Source organism: Acidovorax sp. NO-1 (assembly GCF_000238595.1).
Taxonomy (GTDB): domain Bacteria; phylum Pseudomonadota; class Gammaproteobacteria; order Burkholderiales; family Burkholderiaceae_C; genus Acidovorax.
The window spans coordinates 88188-104156 of record NZ_AGTS01000075.1 but is presented as its reverse complement, the minus strand read 5'-3'; the positions used below and the strand labels follow the sequence as shown (position 1 = coordinate 104156).

The following is a 15969-nucleotide window of genomic DNA, read 5'->3' as shown; positions in this document are numbered from 1 at the left end:
GTGCTCAGAACCCATGGCGCCGTCGTGGGCGACCCTCGGCACTGCCACGACGCGCGCGGCGCGGGGTTGTGGTCGATGAGCCTTCAGGCAGGTCCCACACCATGTCCGCAGATGGCACTGCGCGCTGCGCAAGGTGGGTGCCCGTGGTCGCGTCGGCCGCCTGCTCCAGCGCCTGCACTATGCGCGCCAGCCGGTCGGCCAGGGTCTCGGTGCTCAGGCGCTCGCGAAAGCGCTCCACCATCAGCGGCAGGGCAAACGGGGTGGGGCGCTCAAGCGCGTGGATGGACAGGGTCTGCGCCTGCATGCCGCGCAGCGTGCGGGCCAGTCGCTCCATGTCCAGCTCGTTCGCTAGCAGCTCGGCACGGGCCTGGGCCAGCAGCAGGTTGTCGGGGTCGTACTGGGCAAACACGTCGTAATAGAGCGACGACGAGGCCTGCAGCTGGCGGCTGCTGCGCTGCTCGCCGGGGTGGCTCTGGAAGATCAGGCCCGCAATGCGCGCGATCTCGCGAAAGCGCCTGCGCGCCATTTCGGTGGCGTTCAGGCTGGCCAGCACTTCATCTTCGAGCCCGCTGCCAATGGTCGTGTGCGTGCCCTCGCCAATCAGGCGCGGCAGCAGCGTGGGCCAGTCCACCGGCTTGGCCGACAGCAGCTCCAGCCCATAGTCGTTGACCGCGATGGAGAAGGTGTTGGGCACCTGCTGCGACGCGCGCCAGCCCAGCAGCCCGGCCAGGCCCAGGTGCACCAGGCGGCCTGCCAGCGGGTACAGGTACAGGTGCCAGCCCTCGCGCGTGTGCAGGGTCTCGGCTACCAGGCGGCTGGGTGTGGGCAGCGCCGACCAGGCCTGCTGCAGCTCCAGCAGTGGCTGGGCGCAGCACATCTCGGGCGTGGTGAACTCGCCGCGCTCGGCCTGCGCCAGCTGTTCCAGCATCGCATCGGCCAGCGTGTTCGACAGCGGCATGCGTCCTCCGCTCCAGCGCGGCAGCGCAGCGCTGCCCTTGGGGGCGATGCGCACATAGGCCGTCATCTGCTGGGTGCGCACCAGCTCCAGCAGCCGGCCTGCAAACATGAACACATCACCCTTGCGCAGCCGGGCAATGAAGCTCTCTTCCACCGACCCCAGGCGCCCGCCGCTCACAAACTGCACCTGCATGCTGGCATCGCTCACGATGGTGCCGATGTTGCTGCGGTGGCGGCGCGCCAGGCGCGCATCGGGCACGCGCCAGATACCTTCGTCGTCGGGCACCACGCGGTGAAAGTCCGGGTAGGTGGCCAGCGATGCGCCGCCCTGGCGCACGAACTGCAGCGCCCACTGCCAGTCGTTGTCAGCCAAGGCAGCGTAGGCTGGTGCGCGGCGCACCTCGGCCAGCAATGCATCGGGCACAAAGCCGCCGCCCAGCCCGATGGTGACCAGGTGCTGCACCAGCACGTCGAGCGGCGCACGCGGTGTGTGCCGGTCTTCAATGCGGCCCTGCGCCAGCGCGTGGCGTGCGGCGGCGGCTTCCACCAGCTCCAGGCTGTGCGTAGGCACCAGGGTGATGCTGGAGCTGCGCCCCGGCGCATGGCCCGAGCGGCCCGCGCGTTGCACCAGCCGCGCCACGCCCTTGGCCGAGCCGATCTGCAGCACCTGCTCCACGGGCAAAAAGTCCACGCCCAGGTCCAGGCTCGATGTGCAGACCACAGCCTTGAGCTGCCCGGCTTTGAGGCCTTGCTCCACCCAGTCGCGCACCTCATGCCCGAGCGACCCATGATGCAGCGCAATGGTGCCGGCCCAGTCGGGGCGCGCCTCCAGTAGCGCCTGGTACCAGCGCTCGGCTTGCGACCGGGTGTTGGTGAACACCAAGGTGGACGCTGCCACTTCGATCGACTGCACCACCTGCGGCAGCAGGCTCAGCCCCATGTGGCCCGCCCACGCAAAGCGGTCGGCACGCGCGGGCAGCATCACCTGCACCTCCAGCCGCTTGTCGATGCGGCCCTGCACCAGCACGGCTGGCGGTGGATGCGGTACGCCGGGCACAGATGCAGGCAGCAAGGTGTGCAGCGCCTCCTCCAGGTTGCCCAGCGTGGCCGACATGCCCCACACCTGCAGCGCCGGGCTCCAGCCCGACAGGCGCGCCAGCGCCAGTTGCACCTGCACACCTCGCTTGTTGCCCACCAGCTCGTGCCACTCGTCCACCACCACCAGGCGCACGCTGCCCAGGCGCTCACGCGCATCGGCGCGGGCCAGCAGCAGCGAGACGCTCTCGGGCGTGGTCACCAGCAGCGTGGGCAGGCGGCGGTCTTGCGCGGCGCGCTCGCCGCTGGCCGTGTCGCCCGTGCGCAGGCCGCTGGTCCAGTCGGGCGCGAGGTCGGGCAGCGGTGCCTGCAGGGCGCGCAGCGAATCAGCAGCCAATGCGCGCATGGGCGTGATCCACAGCACGGTGAGGGGTGGTGCCGCAGCGCGGCGGGTGCGCAGGGCCGTGCGGGCACTCGCTTCTTCCGTGGACGCAACGGGCGCGCCCGCCAGCGCCAGGTGCTGCAGTGCGCCCAGCCACACCGCATAGGTCTTGCCGGCGCCCGTGGTGGCGTGCAGCAGGCCTGAACGGCCTTCGCCCATGGCGCGCCACACTTCCTGCTGAAAGCCAAAGGGTTGCCAGCCGCGCGCGCCCATCCAGCCTGTTGCAGCGCTTGCGGCGACGCTGGGCAGCGGCTTGCGCGGACGGCGGGCCGTGCTCATGTACCAGTGTCCTGCCCCGGAAGCAATGCTGCCAGCGTCTGCAAGGTGTCGGCCTCGGCGACGGTCTTGTCCTGGCGCCAGCGCAGCATGCGCGGGAAGCGCACCGCAATGCCGCTCTTGTGGCGCGGGCTCTTCGCGATGCCTTCAAAGCCCAGCTCAAACACCATGGTGGCCTCCACGCTGCGCACGGGCCCGAAACTCTCGCGCGTGGTCTTGCGCACGATGGCATCCACCTGCGCGATCTCCGCGTCCGTCAGGCCAGAGTACGCCTTGGCAAATGGCACCAGCTGGCGCTCGGGATCATCCTGCGGGCCGGTCCACACCGCAAAGGTGTAGTCGGTGTAGAGGCTCGCGCGGCGGCCGTGGCCGCGCTGGGCGTAGATGAGCACGGCGTCCACGCTCATGGGGTCGATCTTCCACTTCCACCACACGCCCACATCCTTGGTGCGGCCCACGCCATAGTGGGCGCTGCGGTGCTTGAGCATGAAGCCCTCGGTGCCCATGCTGCGCGCGGCCTCGCGCTGGCGTGCCAGGTCTTGCCAGTCGGCGCCATGCAGCAGTGCGCTCAGGCGAAGCGCGGGGAGCGCCGCGACGGCGGCAAGAGCGGGTGTGATTGCGGGTGTAGGTTCCAGCGCGAACTCCTCAACCCGTTCGGACTGAGCCTGTCGAAGTTCTGCACTGCGCTTCGACGGGCTCAGCGTGGACGGTTCGGCGCTCGGCGTGAGCGGTTCGGTGGTTGGCGAGGTTTCCGCAGTGTCGGAGGATGCGTTGACCATTGCCTGGCCCGCTTCGGGCTCCACCACCCGGTCAGACTGAGCTTGTCGAAGTCCTGCGCTGCGCTTCGACGGGCTCAGCGTGAACGGTTCGGTGGGTGGTGGCTTTCCTGCAGTCGCAGTGGACGAGTAGGGCTGCAGCACCGCCTCCAGCAGCGCGCGGCGCGCCTGCTGCGGCTGCTGGCGCAGGTCCTGCCCCGCGTGTTCGAGCAGGTCGTAGGTCACCAGCACCACGGGCAGCTCGCGAAGCAGCTTGGCGCCCAGGGTCTTGCGGCCTAAACGCTTTTGCAGGTCGGCAAAGGGGCGCGGCTGGGGCTCATCAGGCAGCCACACCAGAATCTCGCCATCAACCACTGTGCCGTCAGGGAGCTGCTCCATCGCGGCCTCGGCCAGTTCGGGGAAGCGGTCGGTCACCAGCTCTTCGCCGCGGGACCAGATCCACACCGCACCGTCCCGGCGCACGATCTGCGCGCGGATGCCGTCCCACTTCCATTCCACCAGCCAGTCACCTGGCGTGCCCAGCAGTGCGGGCATCTCGGCCACGGGCTGGTTGAACGGGTGGGCCAAAAAGAACGGGTAGGGCTGGCCTGCATCGGCAGCATCCTGCGCGCTTGCCTCGTCGTCCACCGGCGCGATCAGCGCCTGGTAGTCGCTGGCCTGCGGCTGCCGGCCGATCTGCGTGTAGCCCATCAGCCGGTGGGCGATGCGCTTGGGGTCCAGCGCGCTCACCGTGGCCAGCGCCTGCGTCACCTGCAGGCGCGACACCCCCACGCGGAAGTTGCCGGTGATGAGCTTGAAGTACACAAAGCGCTGCTCGGGCGCCAGCATGTCCCATTGCGTGCGCAGCCGGGTATCGGCGTCACCCTGCGGCAGGGTGCGCAGGGGCAGCAGCTGGGCCATCCATTCCGCCAGTGTCAGTTCGGTGGGCTGGGCGGGCGGGGGCAGCAGCAAGGCCAAGGTTTCGGCCAGGTCGCCGACGGCCTGGTAGCTTTCTTCAAACAGCCACTCGGGCAGGCCCGCAGCCTCTTGCGCCAGCGCTTTCAGGCGCTTGGTGGGCACCATCTGGCGCGGCTTGCCGCCTGCCAGAAAGTACGTGGCCCAGGCTGCATCGGCGGGCGGTGCCACGCGCAGGTAAGCCACCAGCGCCGCGAGTTTGGCCGACTGCGCGGTGGTGGCGTCGAGCGCCTGGAACAGCTGGGCAAAGGCCCTCATGGCGCGGCCTCGGGTTGCGTGCCCGGCTCCTCAGCAGGGGCCGAAGGGACCACTGTGTTGGCGTCGTCCTCGTTGTCGTCGGCGCCGTATTCAGTCTTGAACACTTGCGCGTTCAGACCCTGTTCGCACAGCCAGCGCACCATCACCTCGGTGCTGCCGTGAGTGACGATGACGCGCTCGGCCCCGGTGGCGCCGATGGCCTTTTGCAGGCTGGGCCAGTCGGCGTGGTCGCTCATCACAAAGCCCCGGTCCACGCCCCGGCGGCGGCGCGCGCCGCGCACCAGCATCCAGCCGCTGGCAAACGCGTCGGAGTGTTCGCCAAACCGCTTGAGCCACGGTGTGCCCGCTGCCGAGGGCGGTGCCAGCACGAGCGCGCGTTTCAGGTCGGCTTTGGTCAGGCCCGGGTCCGTCACGCGCAGCGTGGGCGGCAGCGCCACACCGGCCGCGCGGTACACGGCGTTGAGCGGCTCCACCGCGCCGTGCACCACGATGGGTCCGATGCTGGCGTCCACCCCATGCAGCAGCCGCTGCGCCTTGCCAAATGCGTAGGCATAGAGCACGCTGGCCTTGCCCGCCGCTGCGTTGGCTGCCCACCAGGCATTGATGTCGGCAAACAGCGCGGGTTGCGATGGCCAGCGGTAGATGGGCAGTCCAAAAGTCGATTCGGTGATGAAGGTGTGGCAGCGCACGGGCTCAAAGGGCGGGCAGGTGCCGTCGTCTTCGAGCTTGTAGTCGCCCGAGGCCACCCACACCTGGCCAGCGTGCTCGATGCGCACCTGTGCCGACCCCAGCACATGGCCTGCGGGGTGCAGCGACACCCGCACGCCGTGGTGGTCGATGACCTCGGCATAGGCCAGCGTCTGCAGCGCGATGTCCGCCCCCAGCCGGTTGCGCAGCGTGCCCGCGCTGTCGGTATGCGCCAGGTAATGGGCCGAGCCCATGCGTGCGTGGTCCGAGTGCGCATGCGTGATCACCGCCCGGCTGACGGGCCGCCACGGGTCAATGTAGAAGTCCCCGGGCGGGCAGTACAGGCCTTCGGGGCGGTGGACGATCAGGTCGCTGCTGGGCATGGGCAAGGAAGCATCGTAGGCGGCACGCAAAAGCCGGGGTGGGGTCCGGGGTTTGCGGCGCGGGCATTTGTGTCGAGAATATGAATAAAAACAGCCTCCAGCGCATACCCATATTGCGCTAACAGCTATCAATAACGGAGCAACAAACGGCGATCACCTTTACTGCCGATTACGCGTTGCTATGCTCATCATCCTGCGCACAGCCCCGCTGTCTGCAGGCCAAAACCGCTTTGTCTTGCGGTACCAGATCGTGGCCGTGCAACGTCACCGGCCGGGCACCTCAGGGAGCACACCATGCGCGATGTGGGCAGGTTTCTGCGTTTCATGCTGTGGACATCCGTTGTCCTTTGGCCACTGCTGACCTGGGCCCAGGCTGCAGGCAGCCCGCCCCCGCGCACCAACGCCTTCAACGACCCGTTCGTGCAGGTCACCCGCGCCCTGCCGCAATGCCCCGTGCCGGAGGGCCCGCTGTACACCGAGGCTGAGGTGCGCGAACTGGCCCATGTGCGCTCACAGCACGGCGGCAGCTGCCACCGCGTGGGGCGCTGCCGTCTGCCCAACTCCTACCTGTACGACGCCGAGATCATCCCGCGCGTGCAGCGCTACATCCAGCAGGACGGGCGCTTTGACGACACCAGCGTGTGGGTGCTGGGAGAGCGGCGGCTGGTGACGCTGATGGGCTGCGTGCGCTCGCAGGAACAGGCCGAAGCGCTGGAGAAGGCCGTGTGGCTGGTGGACGACGTGATGGGGGTGATCAACCTGTTGCAGGTGGGGACCGAGCGGGGCGGTGTGCGCTACCCGACCTCGAAGCGGTGAAGGGAAGCGATCCTGCCGCGAAAGCGGGCGAAAACGCCTATAGACGCGCGGGCGCTTCAGATGAACAAGGTGGACAACATGTGCATCGGCACAGGCAGGCAGGCCGGGCGTGGCATCCGTCGCCTCGAAGAAGTCCGCGCCTTGCTGGGCGGGACGGATGGACGAAAAGATGGGTGGAAAATGCGGCCGGGTGATGTGGTGCTTCGCCTTGCATTCTTCGCAGGCATGCAGCTTGGGAACAAATTGGTGGTTCTTGCGTGAACCCACTGGGCCCAGGGTGTCCCACACGACGCGTGAAGCTTCGGCTGACACCGGTTTGCAGTGGCCGCGCCAATCGACATTGCCCAGAACTGCCACGTAGAAGCCGAGAAGGTTTGACACGAGATCTTCTTCGCTGAAGCCGCTGTTTGTGAAGGCGGAGAGCGAGGCCTGGACATCCTCAAATCCCATCGATACTTCTTTGAAGATGGCCAGCGCCACAGATCGCTGGGTGGCCAGCGGCAGCCCCTTGCGGATGAAATAGAACTTCGCGAAATCGCGCGAGAGGCCGAATTTGCGCATTCCCTGCCGGTACATCACCACATGGTGGTCCGGACGCCCGGTGACCTGCAAGCCACGCTCCAGCGACACGTCCTTCCATAGATAGGCGGCGCTCGCATGGCGGTTTGCCGGTTACTCGACCGACACAAGGTGACCTATATCGATCCAGCCGCAATTGCACGTGTAGATGAGGCGATTGGGAATGTCAGAGCGAGATGACATGGATGTTCAACGAGGAAGTGGTGAAGAAGAAGGCCGCCCCTTGTGGGAGGGCTGTGTCTTGGGACGAATCAATCAAAGTGAGTGATTTCAAAGCGGATCGACGGGGCGCCCGCATCACTGTCCTGGTAGGTAGTCAACAGGACCAAGTCGTGCTTGTCGGAGGTGTATTGCGCCTCCCTGATTCCCGGAGAGACGGTGTTCTTGTTGCTGACCACCGTCGGGTCATTGCCGCCGGTGCTGACGGAGTGCAGGGCCAAGTTTTGCATTTGCCGGGTCATTTCGTCCCACACCGCATCGGCGGTGTCAGGCGGCACCTTGAAGCTCAATTGCGATTGGGACGGCTTGTTCCCATCACCGACCGAGCCGAAGTATTCGCGGCCCTGTGCGCCGTCCGGCACCTGGATATCGCGGACCAGCGATGAGATGCCCAGGTAGTACACGGGGGAGCCGGGCCGCGTCACGTAGTCCTCTACGGAAAAGAAATATCCCAGCGTGGTCAACGCAGCTAGGAGAAGTGCAGCAGCGACAACGGCGGCCAGTCGAAAGACAGCGCGGAGGGTTGGCTCTGGCATTGTGGGATTGGAGTTGTGCAGAGGGGGCCAGTGATTCTGGCCGTGCATTCCAAAGTGGCGATGTAAGAGATGTAATGGACCGTTTTCCTCCTCGGTTGGTTGGCATGCCATGTGCATTGTTTGCCCTCTCCTCGTGCCGTTGGAACACCATCCAAGGGATTTCCATATCCGCAGAAGAGGGGAGGTATTGCACATTGCGTGCTACCAACAACTTAGAGGTTTGTATGCCATTACGTTTTGATCGTTTCTCGCAGTTATCCGCCCCCGCCTTGGCGGCTGTTTTGACATGCACGATGCCCACCATGACTTCGGCCAAGCCTTTCAAGTGGGCAGGCTCCAGCGACATCCAGACCATGGACATCCACTCGCAAAACAGCGCCCTGGGCAACGGCATCCACGCGGCGGTGTACGAGTCGCTGGTGATGTTCAACAGCCGCACGCTCAAGGTCGAGCCGCTCTTGGCCACATCCTGGCAGCAGGTCACGCCCACACAAATGCGCTTCAAACTTCGCCAGGCGGTGAAGTTCAGTGATGGCTCGACCATGACGGCCGACGACGTGGTCTATTCGCTGCAGCGCGCTATGAGCAAGACCTCCACGTATTCCATCTACACCCAGGGCATGGACCGCATCGCCAAGGTGGATGGCGAGACCATCGACATTTTCCTGAAGAACCCCAACCCCGTGTTGCTGAATCAGTTGACCGAGCTGCGCGTGATGAGCAAGGCCTGGGCCGAGAAGAACAATTCGGTGGAGCCCAAGGACATCAAGGCCAAGGACGAAACCTATTCGCACCGCAATGCCATGGGCACCGGGCCGTTTGTGCTCAAGGAATGGGTGCCCGACCAGAAGATCGTATTCACCGCCAACCCCCATTGGTGGAACGCGGGCAAGGCCGAAGGCAACGTGACCGAGATCACCTACACCCCCATCAAGTCCGAAGCCACACGCATCGCAGCGCTGCTGTCGGGCGAGGTGGACATGGTGCGCGACACCAGCATCCAGGATTTGGCCCGCATCAAGGCCAACCCCCAGCTCAAGGTCATGGAGATGGTGGAGAACCGTACGGTGTACCTGGCCATGGACCAGTTCCGCGACGAGCTGCCCGGCGGCAACATCAAAGGCAAGAACCCGCTCAAGGACCTGCGCGTGCGCAAGGCGCTCTACCAGGCCATCGACAGCGCCACGCTGCAGCGCGTGACCATGCGCGGCATGTCCAAGCCCACGGGCGCCATGGTGTCGCCGCTGGTGAACGGATGGACGGAAGCCGTGGACCAGCGCCTGCCGTACGACGCTAACGCCGCGAGGGCATTGCTGGCCGAGGCGGGCTACAAGGACGGCTTCGAGGTGGACTTTGCCTGCAGCAACAACGCCATCGTGCAGGACGAAGAGCTGTGCCAGGCCATCACTTCCATGTGGTCGCGCGTTGGTGTGAAGGCCCGGCTGCGCACGCTGCCCGCTGTCACCTACTACCCCATGGCACAGCGGCACGAGGCCAGCATTGCGCTGCTGAGCTGGGGTGTGCCCACGTTCGATGCGCTGTACACCCTGCAATCACTCGTCCGCACCAAGACCACGGGCGGCGACGGCAACTACAACCTGGGCCGCTACACCAATGAACGCATGGACTACATCGTGGACCGTGTGAAGACCGAAACCGACCTGCCCGTACGCAACCGTCTGCTCACCGAAGGCCTGCAGCTACAGAACGACACCGTGGCACACATCCCCCTGCACAACCAGATGCTGGCATGGGCCATGAAGAAAAACGTGGAGCTGGTGCAGCGGCCGGACAACCGGATCGATTGGCGCTTGATAAAACTCAACTGAGCCGGCACCCCTGCGCAGACTTCTTTCCCAGTGCCCGTGAATATGTGTGGCCATTTCAGCGGCCTCACGTCCGCTGTACTGGGGCACGGAACAGGGTCGCACCGGTTGCGCAGTGTGCAGCGGCTTTTTTGTGCTCAGCGCGCAGGCTGCAGCATGATGATGGCCATGCCCGCCAGCGCCACCAGCACCCCTGCCACGTCCCATGCCGTAGGCCGGATCCCATCCACCACCCACAGCCACGCCAGCGCCACACCGATATAGACCCCGCCATAGGCCGCGTAGACGCGGCCGGCGCCTGCGGTGTCGTGCAGCGAGAGCAGCCACGCGAACAGCGCGAGGCTCAGCGCCGCCGGCAGCAGCAGCCACGCTGGCTTGCCGTGCTTGAGCCAGAGCCAGGGCAGATAGCAGCCCACTATTTCGGCGAGGGCCGTGGCAATGAAGAGCAAAAAGGTCTTCATCATGGCGTGGTGCCCTGCATCGCCTCTTCGGGTGGCGTACCTGGCCTGGCCGAGAGCCACTGGTGCAGCGCCAGTTCGCCCTTGGGCGTGAAATGCACCACGCGCGAACCCTGTGCGCGGCGCGCCCATCCGCCCTCAAACAGGCGTTTCAGCAACGCGCTGCCCAGCGCGCCGCCCAGGTGGTGGCGGCGCTCGCTCCAGTCCAGGCAGGGGCGGCACAGCATGCGCCGCTGCTGCGCAAGAGCCGAGGCATCGATCCCGACCTGGGCAAACCACTGCAGGCCCGCGGGGGTGAGCTCGGCCCCTGCTGGCGTGGCCGTCACCAGGCCCTGCTGCAGCAGTGATTCGTAGAACTGCACACCCACTTCGCCAGCAAGATGGTCGTAGCACATGCGCGCGCGGCGCAACGCGGGCTCACGCGGGCTCGCGCGCAGGCGCACGGCACCTGCGCGAAAGGCAACGTTCATCAACGATTCCAGCAGGTGCGCCACATCGCGGTCGGCCAGCCGGAAGTAGCGATGGCGGCCCTGGCTCTCGACAGCAATCAAGCCCGCATCCAGCAGCTTGGCAAGGTGCGCGCTGATGGTCTGTTTGGTCACGCCTGCAATGTCCGCCAGCTCGGTGGCCGTGAGCGCGCGGTCGGCCATCAGCGCCGTAAGGACTTCGGCGCGTGCGCTGTCGCCAATGAGCGCGGCAATGCGCGCGATGTGAGGCCCGTCTTTCATGGTTCGATCTTGGGCGAACCATCGATGAGCGTCAAGCGCCTACCGTGGAGGCCTTGTTTGTTTTCTCCACGCGTCAGGCCTTGTCATGATCACCTGTTTCATCCGCTACGAAATCGACCCCTTCCAACGCCAACTGTTTGCCGAATACGCATGCAGGTGGGGCCAGATCATCCCCCGCTGCGGCGGCCATCTGCTCGGGTACTTCCTGCCGTACGAAGGCAGCAACTACGAGGCCTGGGGCCTGATCGGCTTTGAATCGCTTGCTGCCTACGAGGCCTACAGAGCACGGCTGCGCGCCGACCCCGAAGGCCGAGCGAACTTTGCGATGGCGCAGGAAAAGCGCTTCATCCTGCGCGAGGAACGCACCTTCACCCTGGGCGTGGAGGGCACGCTGGGCCTGCCCGCGCACCGCCCGGAGGCGGGCGCACGATGATTGTGTTGAACTTCGACCTGCAGCCCGCACCGGTCCTGCCCAATTCCAAAGGTAGCCAAGAGGGGGTTGGGATGCCAAGACGAGTCGTGGGCAGTAGCCTTATCTGCAGGAGCACCCAGTCTCAATATTCGCTATTAAAAGAGGAGCTATTTGCGCAATCTAGATAAGCGCTGGAGGCCAAAAACACTTAAACTTTTCGGCTATGGCAGGCGCAGCACCAGCGCAGTGACCTCTGCGCGGCGATACCGGATTACAGCGAAAAAATCTTCCCAGGATTCAGGATGTTCTTCGGGTCCAGCGCACGTTTGATGGCCCGCATCATGTCCACCGCGCCAGCGCCGGTTTCATCCACCAGAAAGCCCATCTTGTGCAGGCCCACGCCGTGCTCGCCGGTGCAGGTGCCGCCCATGCTCAGCGCGCGGGCCACGAGCTTGTGGTTCAGGTCTTCAGCGGTCACGCGCTCTTCAGGGATGTTGGGGTCAAGCAGGTAGCCAAAGTGAAAATTGCCGTCGCCCACGTGGCCGACGAGGAAGTAGGGGATGCCGCTGTCCTCGGCCTCCTGCACCGAGTCGAGCAGGCAGTCGGCCAGGCGGCTGATGGGCACGCAGGTGTCGGTGCTGATGGCGCGGCAGCCGGGGCGGCTTTGCACGGCGGCGAAGTAGGCGTTGTGCCGGGCTGTCCACAGGCGTGTGCGCTCTTCGGGCGTGCTGGCCCATTCAAACGCGTTGCCCCCAAACTCGCTGGCGATGTCCTGCACCGTCTCGGCCTGCTCCTTCACGCTGGCGGGGGAGCCGTGGAATTCCATCAGCAGCATGGGTTCCTCGCGCAGGGTGAGCTTGCTGTGTGCGTTGACCATGCGCACGGTGTGGTGGTCGATGAGCTCCACGCGCGCAATCGGCACGCCCAGCTGGATGGTCTGGATCACGGTGCGCACGGCCGCTTCAATGCTCGGGAACGAGCAGATGGCAGCGCTCACGGCCTCGGGCAGCGGGTACAGGCGCACCGTGATCTCGGTCATGATACCCAACGTGCCTTCGCTGCCCACCATCAGGCGGGTTAGGTCGTAGCCGGCGCTGCTCTTCTTGGCGCGCGTGCCGGTGTGGATGATGTCGCCGCCGGCGGTGACCACCTGCAGCGCCAGCACGTTTTCGCGCATGGTGCCGTAGCGCACGGCGTTGGTGCCACTGGCGCGGGTAGCGCACATGCCGCCAATGCTGGCATCCGCACCGGGGTCGATGGGGAAGAACAGGCCCGTGTCCTTGATGGCCTCGTTGAGCTGCTTGCGTGTGATACCGGGCTGCACGGTCACGGTGAGGTCTTCAGCGTTGATGCTCAACACGCGATTCATGCGGCTCACATCGATGCTGATGCCGCCCTGCACGGCCAGCAGATGGCCTTCGAGCGACGAGCCCGCGCCGTAGGGGATCACCGGCACTTCGTATTCACTGGCGAGCTGCACCACATCGGCCACGTCCTGCGTGCTTTCGGCAAACACCACGGCACTGGGCGGTGGGGCCTGCAGCGAGCCCTCGTCGCGGCCGTGCTGCTCGCGCACCGCCTGGGCCAGGGAGCACTGCGCGCCAAAGCGCGCCTGCAGCCCGTCGATGAGGGCCTGTGGCACGTCCCGCAGGTGGATCTCGGGTAGGAGGTGGGCGGCGGCGGTCGGGGCGTTCATGGCATGTCTCCGGAAAGGGCCAAAAAGAATACCACCTGGATGTACTGCGCGACGCCCGGAACGTGCGAAGGCCTGTCCACGCCCTGGAGTTCCAGCGCAGACAGGCCTTCACGGGCTAGCACCCGTCTACGGGGGGAAGGCGTCGGCAGGGCATGGCGGCCCGGGCTGGCGCTTTCCGGGCAGGGTCAGGACTGTGCTCCTTTTTCAAACTCTTCGCGAGACAGCGTACCGTTCTTGTCGGTGTCGAGCTCGTTGAACCTCTGCACGATGGCCGGCAGGCGGGCAACTTCCTGCGCGCTCAGCTGGCCGTCCTGGTTGGTATCCGCCCGCTCGAACGCTGCGGACGCGGCGCTCGCGGTGGCGGGTGCCTTGGAGTTGGCGGGGGCCGGGCCGATGGTGTAGCCAGAGCCACTGCTCTGGGTGTTGCCTTTGCCGCCGGGACCGAACTGGGGGGATGCGCTTGCCGTTTGTGCGTGCAATGCGGCCGCGCCGCCCAAGGCAAGGGCCGCAAAAAGCATCACGCTGCGGGTATCGAACGAATAGCTGCGTCGTTGCAGTGCTTTCATAAGAGCCAGGCTCCTTCGAAGTTGAACAGGGCTTTATTGCACCGCGGCAGCACTGGCAGCGCCAGCACTCTTGCCCGCTGTTGCCCGTGCCAACATTTGCCAGCGCGGTGTAACGCTGTGGGCCCGCGTGTGAACCTTTGTGGCCGGGTTGTGGCGAAATGTGTAGTCCGGACGACTGGCCCGGTGGCGGCGAGGGCTCTTTAGCCGGAGCAATCACCGTGTTGGCTGGCAGCGGCCACAATGGTCATATTCACCCGAGTGGGCCGCGCGGACCGTGCGCGCTCCTCGCGCCATTACATAACCATCACGAGGTCACCATGGGCAACCGGCTCACACAGATCGCAACCCGCACCGGCGATGCCGGCACCACCGGCCTGGGCAACAACCACCGGGTTTCCAAGAACAGCCTGCGCATTCACGCCATGGGCGATGTCGATGAGCTCAATTCGCACATCGGCCTGTTGCTGTGCGAGCCGCTGCCTGACGCCGTGCGCGGGTTGCTGGTGCAGGTGCAGCACCAGTTGTTCAACCTGGGTGGCGAGCTCTCGATCCCGGGGTTTGAACTGCTCAAGAAAGAGGCCGTGCTGCAGCTGGATGAGGCCCTGGAGGAGCACAACGCTGCACTGCCCCGGCTGCAGGAATTCATCCTGCCCGCAGGCACACGTGCGGCGTCACAGGCCCACGTGTGCCGCACGGTAGCGCGGCGTGCCGAACGGGCGGTGGTGGCGCTGGGCAATGAGGAGGCGATCAACGACGCTCCACGCCAGTACCTCAACCGCCTGTCCGACCTGATGTTCGTGCTCGCCCGCGTGCTCAACCGCGTGGATGACGGCGACGATGTGTACTGGAAGAGCGAGCGCCTGGCCCGGCAGGAAGTCGGCAGCGCGTAGCCGGAACCGCAGCGGGTTGCACCGGGGGCTGGTGCAATTTTTCTGGCTCCGGTTTTGCCCACCTTGGTTTATGCTGGCCTGAAACCCCCTCCATCCTTTGCTGTCCCTGCATTTCATGGCTGCCCACGTCCCCACCATGCTGGCGATGATCATCGTCAGTTCGCTGCTGATGGCGGCCTCCCTGGCCGTGGTGGGCTGGGGGCGACGACGCGATGGGCTGGGCTACTGGGCGGCGGGCCTGCTCGTCAACGCGCTGGGGCATGTGCTGCTCATGCTGCGCGGCCGGGTACCGGATGTGCTGTCCATCGTGGTGGGCAACCTGCTGTTGTCCTGTGTGTTCGTGGCGATGATTGCCGCCATCTACCAGTTCCAGGGGCGCCAGCCCCGCTGGCTGCTGCTGTTGGTGCCGCCGGCGCTGGTTACGACACTGGTGATCGTGTTCATGGACAACTTCGCGGCGCGGGTGGGCTGGGTCGGTCTCCTGATCGGGCTGCAGGCCCTGTGGGCGATGGCCATCGCGCTGGAGCACCGCCGGTCCACCGTGGGGCGCGGGCAGTGGCTGCTGGTGGGCGGGTTTGCGCTGGAAGGCGCGGTGTTGCTGGGCCGGTCGTTGCTGGCCATGGGGTTGCAGGGGGGCGCAGGCGCCACGAACATCCTGCAGGGCAGCGGCCTGCAGACCCTCACCTTTGTGGCCACGTTCACGGTGGTGCTGGTCAGCTCGATAGGGTTTGTGTTCATGTCACGCGACCGCGCCGACGAGAACAACCGCATGATGGCCGCGCTGGATCCGCTCACGGGGGTGGCCAATCGGCGCTCGCTGATTGCCGCGCTGGACCGTGACGTGGCCCGTGCCGTGCGCACCCGCGAATCGATCGCGCTCATGATGGTGGACATCGACCATTTCAAGCACGTGAATGACCGCTATGGCCATCCCGTGGGCGACCAGGTGCTGTGCAGTGTGGTGAATGTGCTCAGTGCGCGCGTGCGGTCGCAAGACCTGGTGGGCCGCTACGGCGGCGAGGAGTTCATGGTGGTGCTCCCCGACACCACGCTGGCAGGCGCCGAGCAGCTGGCGCGGTACCTGTGCAGGGCGGTGGAGGAATCCCGCTGCCCGGTTCGCACCAGCGGCGATGCTGGCGCGGGTGCTGCAAGCGCGGAGGGCCAGACCATTGCCGTCACCGTGAGCATCGGCGTGTTCGGTGGACGCCTGGAGCCCGGCGACAGCTGGGACATGCTGATAGCGGCGGCAGACCGGGCGCTCTACGAGGCCAAGGAAAAAGGCCGCAACCGCGTGGAGGTGGCCACGGCCTTGCGGCGCCCCGCATCCCAGGCCACCGCCGACAGCTATTCGGGCGCGGACGCGGCATCCCGGTACTGAGCGCGGGCATGTGCGGCTAGGTTGGCGTCTGCACAGACCTTGTGTTGGAATGCAGGTTTCGGTCCACAAGATCACCCGTTTTCAGGAGAGCCTTTTT

14 protein-coding genes are annotated in these 15969 nt (G+C 65.9%); 6 read left to right on the top strand and 8 right to left on the bottom strand.

Annotation, left to right across the window (positions count from 1 at the left end):
• Window positions 1–4 precede the first annotated feature (4 nt).
• Genes KYG_RS09305 through KYG_RS09295 form a run of 3 tightly spaced genes read right to left on the bottom strand, consistent with a single transcriptional unit; the run spans window position 5 to window position 5768 of the window.
• Window positions 5–2713, bottom strand: a complete 2709-nt coding sequence (locus tag KYG_RS09305; RefSeq protein ID WP_008904632.1) for a ligase-associated DNA damage response DEXH box helicase — start codon at window positions 2711–2713, stop codon at window positions 5–7.
• Window positions 2710–4698 (bottom strand): ATP-dependent DNA ligase, encoded by a 1989-nt coding sequence (locus tag KYG_RS25135; protein WP_008904631.1) that lies wholly within the window; start codon window positions 4696–4698, stop codon window positions 2710–2712. Before KYG_RS25135 ends, KYG_RS09305 begins: the two co-directional genes overlap by 4 nt.
• Window positions 4695–5768 carry a ligase-associated DNA damage response exonuclease gene (locus KYG_RS09295; RefSeq protein WP_034693888.1) on the bottom strand — a complete coding sequence of 358 codons (1074 nt, stop codon included), beginning with the start codon at window positions 5766–5768 and terminating at the stop codon, window positions 4695–4697. The genes KYG_RS25135 and KYG_RS09295 overlap by 4 nt, the downstream gene beginning before the upstream one ends.
• A 294-nt stretch (window positions 5769–6062) precedes the next feature.
• Here KYG_RS09295 and KYG_RS09290 point away from each other — a divergent pair, with 294 nt between their 5' ends.
• Both KYG_RS09290 and KYG_RS24670 read left to right on the top strand, forming a co-directional pair.
• The gene (locus KYG_RS09290) at window positions 6063–6584 is read left to right on the top strand and encodes a BON domain-containing protein (RefSeq protein ID WP_008904629.1); all 522 of its coding nucleotides are present in this window, start codon (window positions 6063–6065) and stop codon (window positions 6582–6584) included.
• Between the two features lie 60 nt (window positions 6585–6644).
• A complete protein-coding gene (locus KYG_RS24670) occupies window positions 6645–6845 on the top strand; it encodes a hypothetical protein (protein ID WP_008904628.1) in 201 nt (66 codons plus the stop codon).
• A 569-nt stretch (window positions 6846–7414) separates the two neighbouring features.
• Here the strand turns inward: KYG_RS24670 and KYG_RS23265 are convergent.
• Complete coding sequence (locus KYG_RS23265; protein ID WP_139019346.1) at window positions 7415–7918, bottom strand: hypothetical protein; 504 nt, start codon at window positions 7916–7918, stop codon at window positions 7415–7417.
• A gap of 293 nt (window positions 7919–8211) precedes the next feature.
• Between KYG_RS23265 and KYG_RS09275 the strand changes: the two genes are divergently transcribed.
• A complete protein-coding gene (locus KYG_RS09275) occupies window positions 8212–9747 on the top strand; it encodes an ABC transporter substrate-binding protein (protein WP_008904626.1) in 1536 nt (511 codons plus the stop codon).
• A gap of 134 nt (window positions 9748–9881) precedes the next feature.
• Here KYG_RS09275 and KYG_RS09270 read toward each other — a convergent pair whose 3' ends face one another.
• Complete coding sequence (locus KYG_RS09270) at window positions 9882–10205, bottom strand: YnfA family protein (RefSeq protein ID WP_008904625.1); 324 nt, start codon at window positions 10203–10205, stop codon at window positions 9882–9884.
• The gene (locus tag KYG_RS09265) at window positions 10205–10930 is read right to left on the bottom strand and encodes a helix-turn-helix transcriptional regulator (RefSeq protein WP_008904624.1); all 726 of its coding nucleotides are present in this window, start codon (window positions 10928–10930) and stop codon (window positions 10205–10207) included. Before KYG_RS09265 ends, KYG_RS09270 begins: the two co-directional genes overlap by 1 nt.
• Before the next feature lie 85 nt (window positions 10931–11015).
• Between KYG_RS09265 and KYG_RS09260 the strand changes: the two genes are divergently transcribed.
• Entirely contained in the window at window positions 11016–11363 is a 348-nt protein-coding gene (locus KYG_RS09260; protein WP_008904623.1) for an NIPSNAP family protein, read from the top strand.
• A 250-nt stretch (window positions 11364–11613) separates the two neighbouring features.
• Here the strand turns inward: KYG_RS09260 and KYG_RS09255 are convergent, their stop codons facing one another.
• A complete protein-coding gene (locus KYG_RS09255; protein ID WP_008904622.1) occupies window positions 11614–13038 on the bottom strand; it encodes an FAD-binding oxidoreductase in 1425 nt (474 codons plus the stop codon).
• A 185-nt stretch (window positions 13039–13223) separates the two neighbouring features.
• Window positions 13224–13604, bottom strand: a complete 381-nt coding sequence (locus tag KYG_RS09250) for an EF-hand domain-containing protein (RefSeq protein WP_008904621.1) — start codon at window positions 13602–13604, stop codon at window positions 13224–13226.
• A gap of 317 nt (window positions 13605–13921) precedes the next feature.
• Here KYG_RS09250 and KYG_RS09245 point away from each other — a divergent pair, with 317 nt between their 5' ends.
• Window positions 13922–14494, top strand: a complete 573-nt coding sequence (locus KYG_RS09245; RefSeq protein WP_008904620.1) for a cob(I)yrinic acid a,c-diamide adenosyltransferase — start codon at window positions 13922–13924, stop codon at window positions 14492–14494.
• A 115-nt stretch (window positions 14495–14609) separates the two neighbouring features.
• The gene (locus KYG_RS09240) at window positions 14610–15872 is read left to right on the top strand and encodes a diguanylate cyclase (RefSeq protein WP_034693923.1); all 1263 of its coding nucleotides are present in this window, start codon (window positions 14610–14612) and stop codon (window positions 15870–15872) included.
• Window positions 15873–15969: the final 97 nt, after the last annotated feature.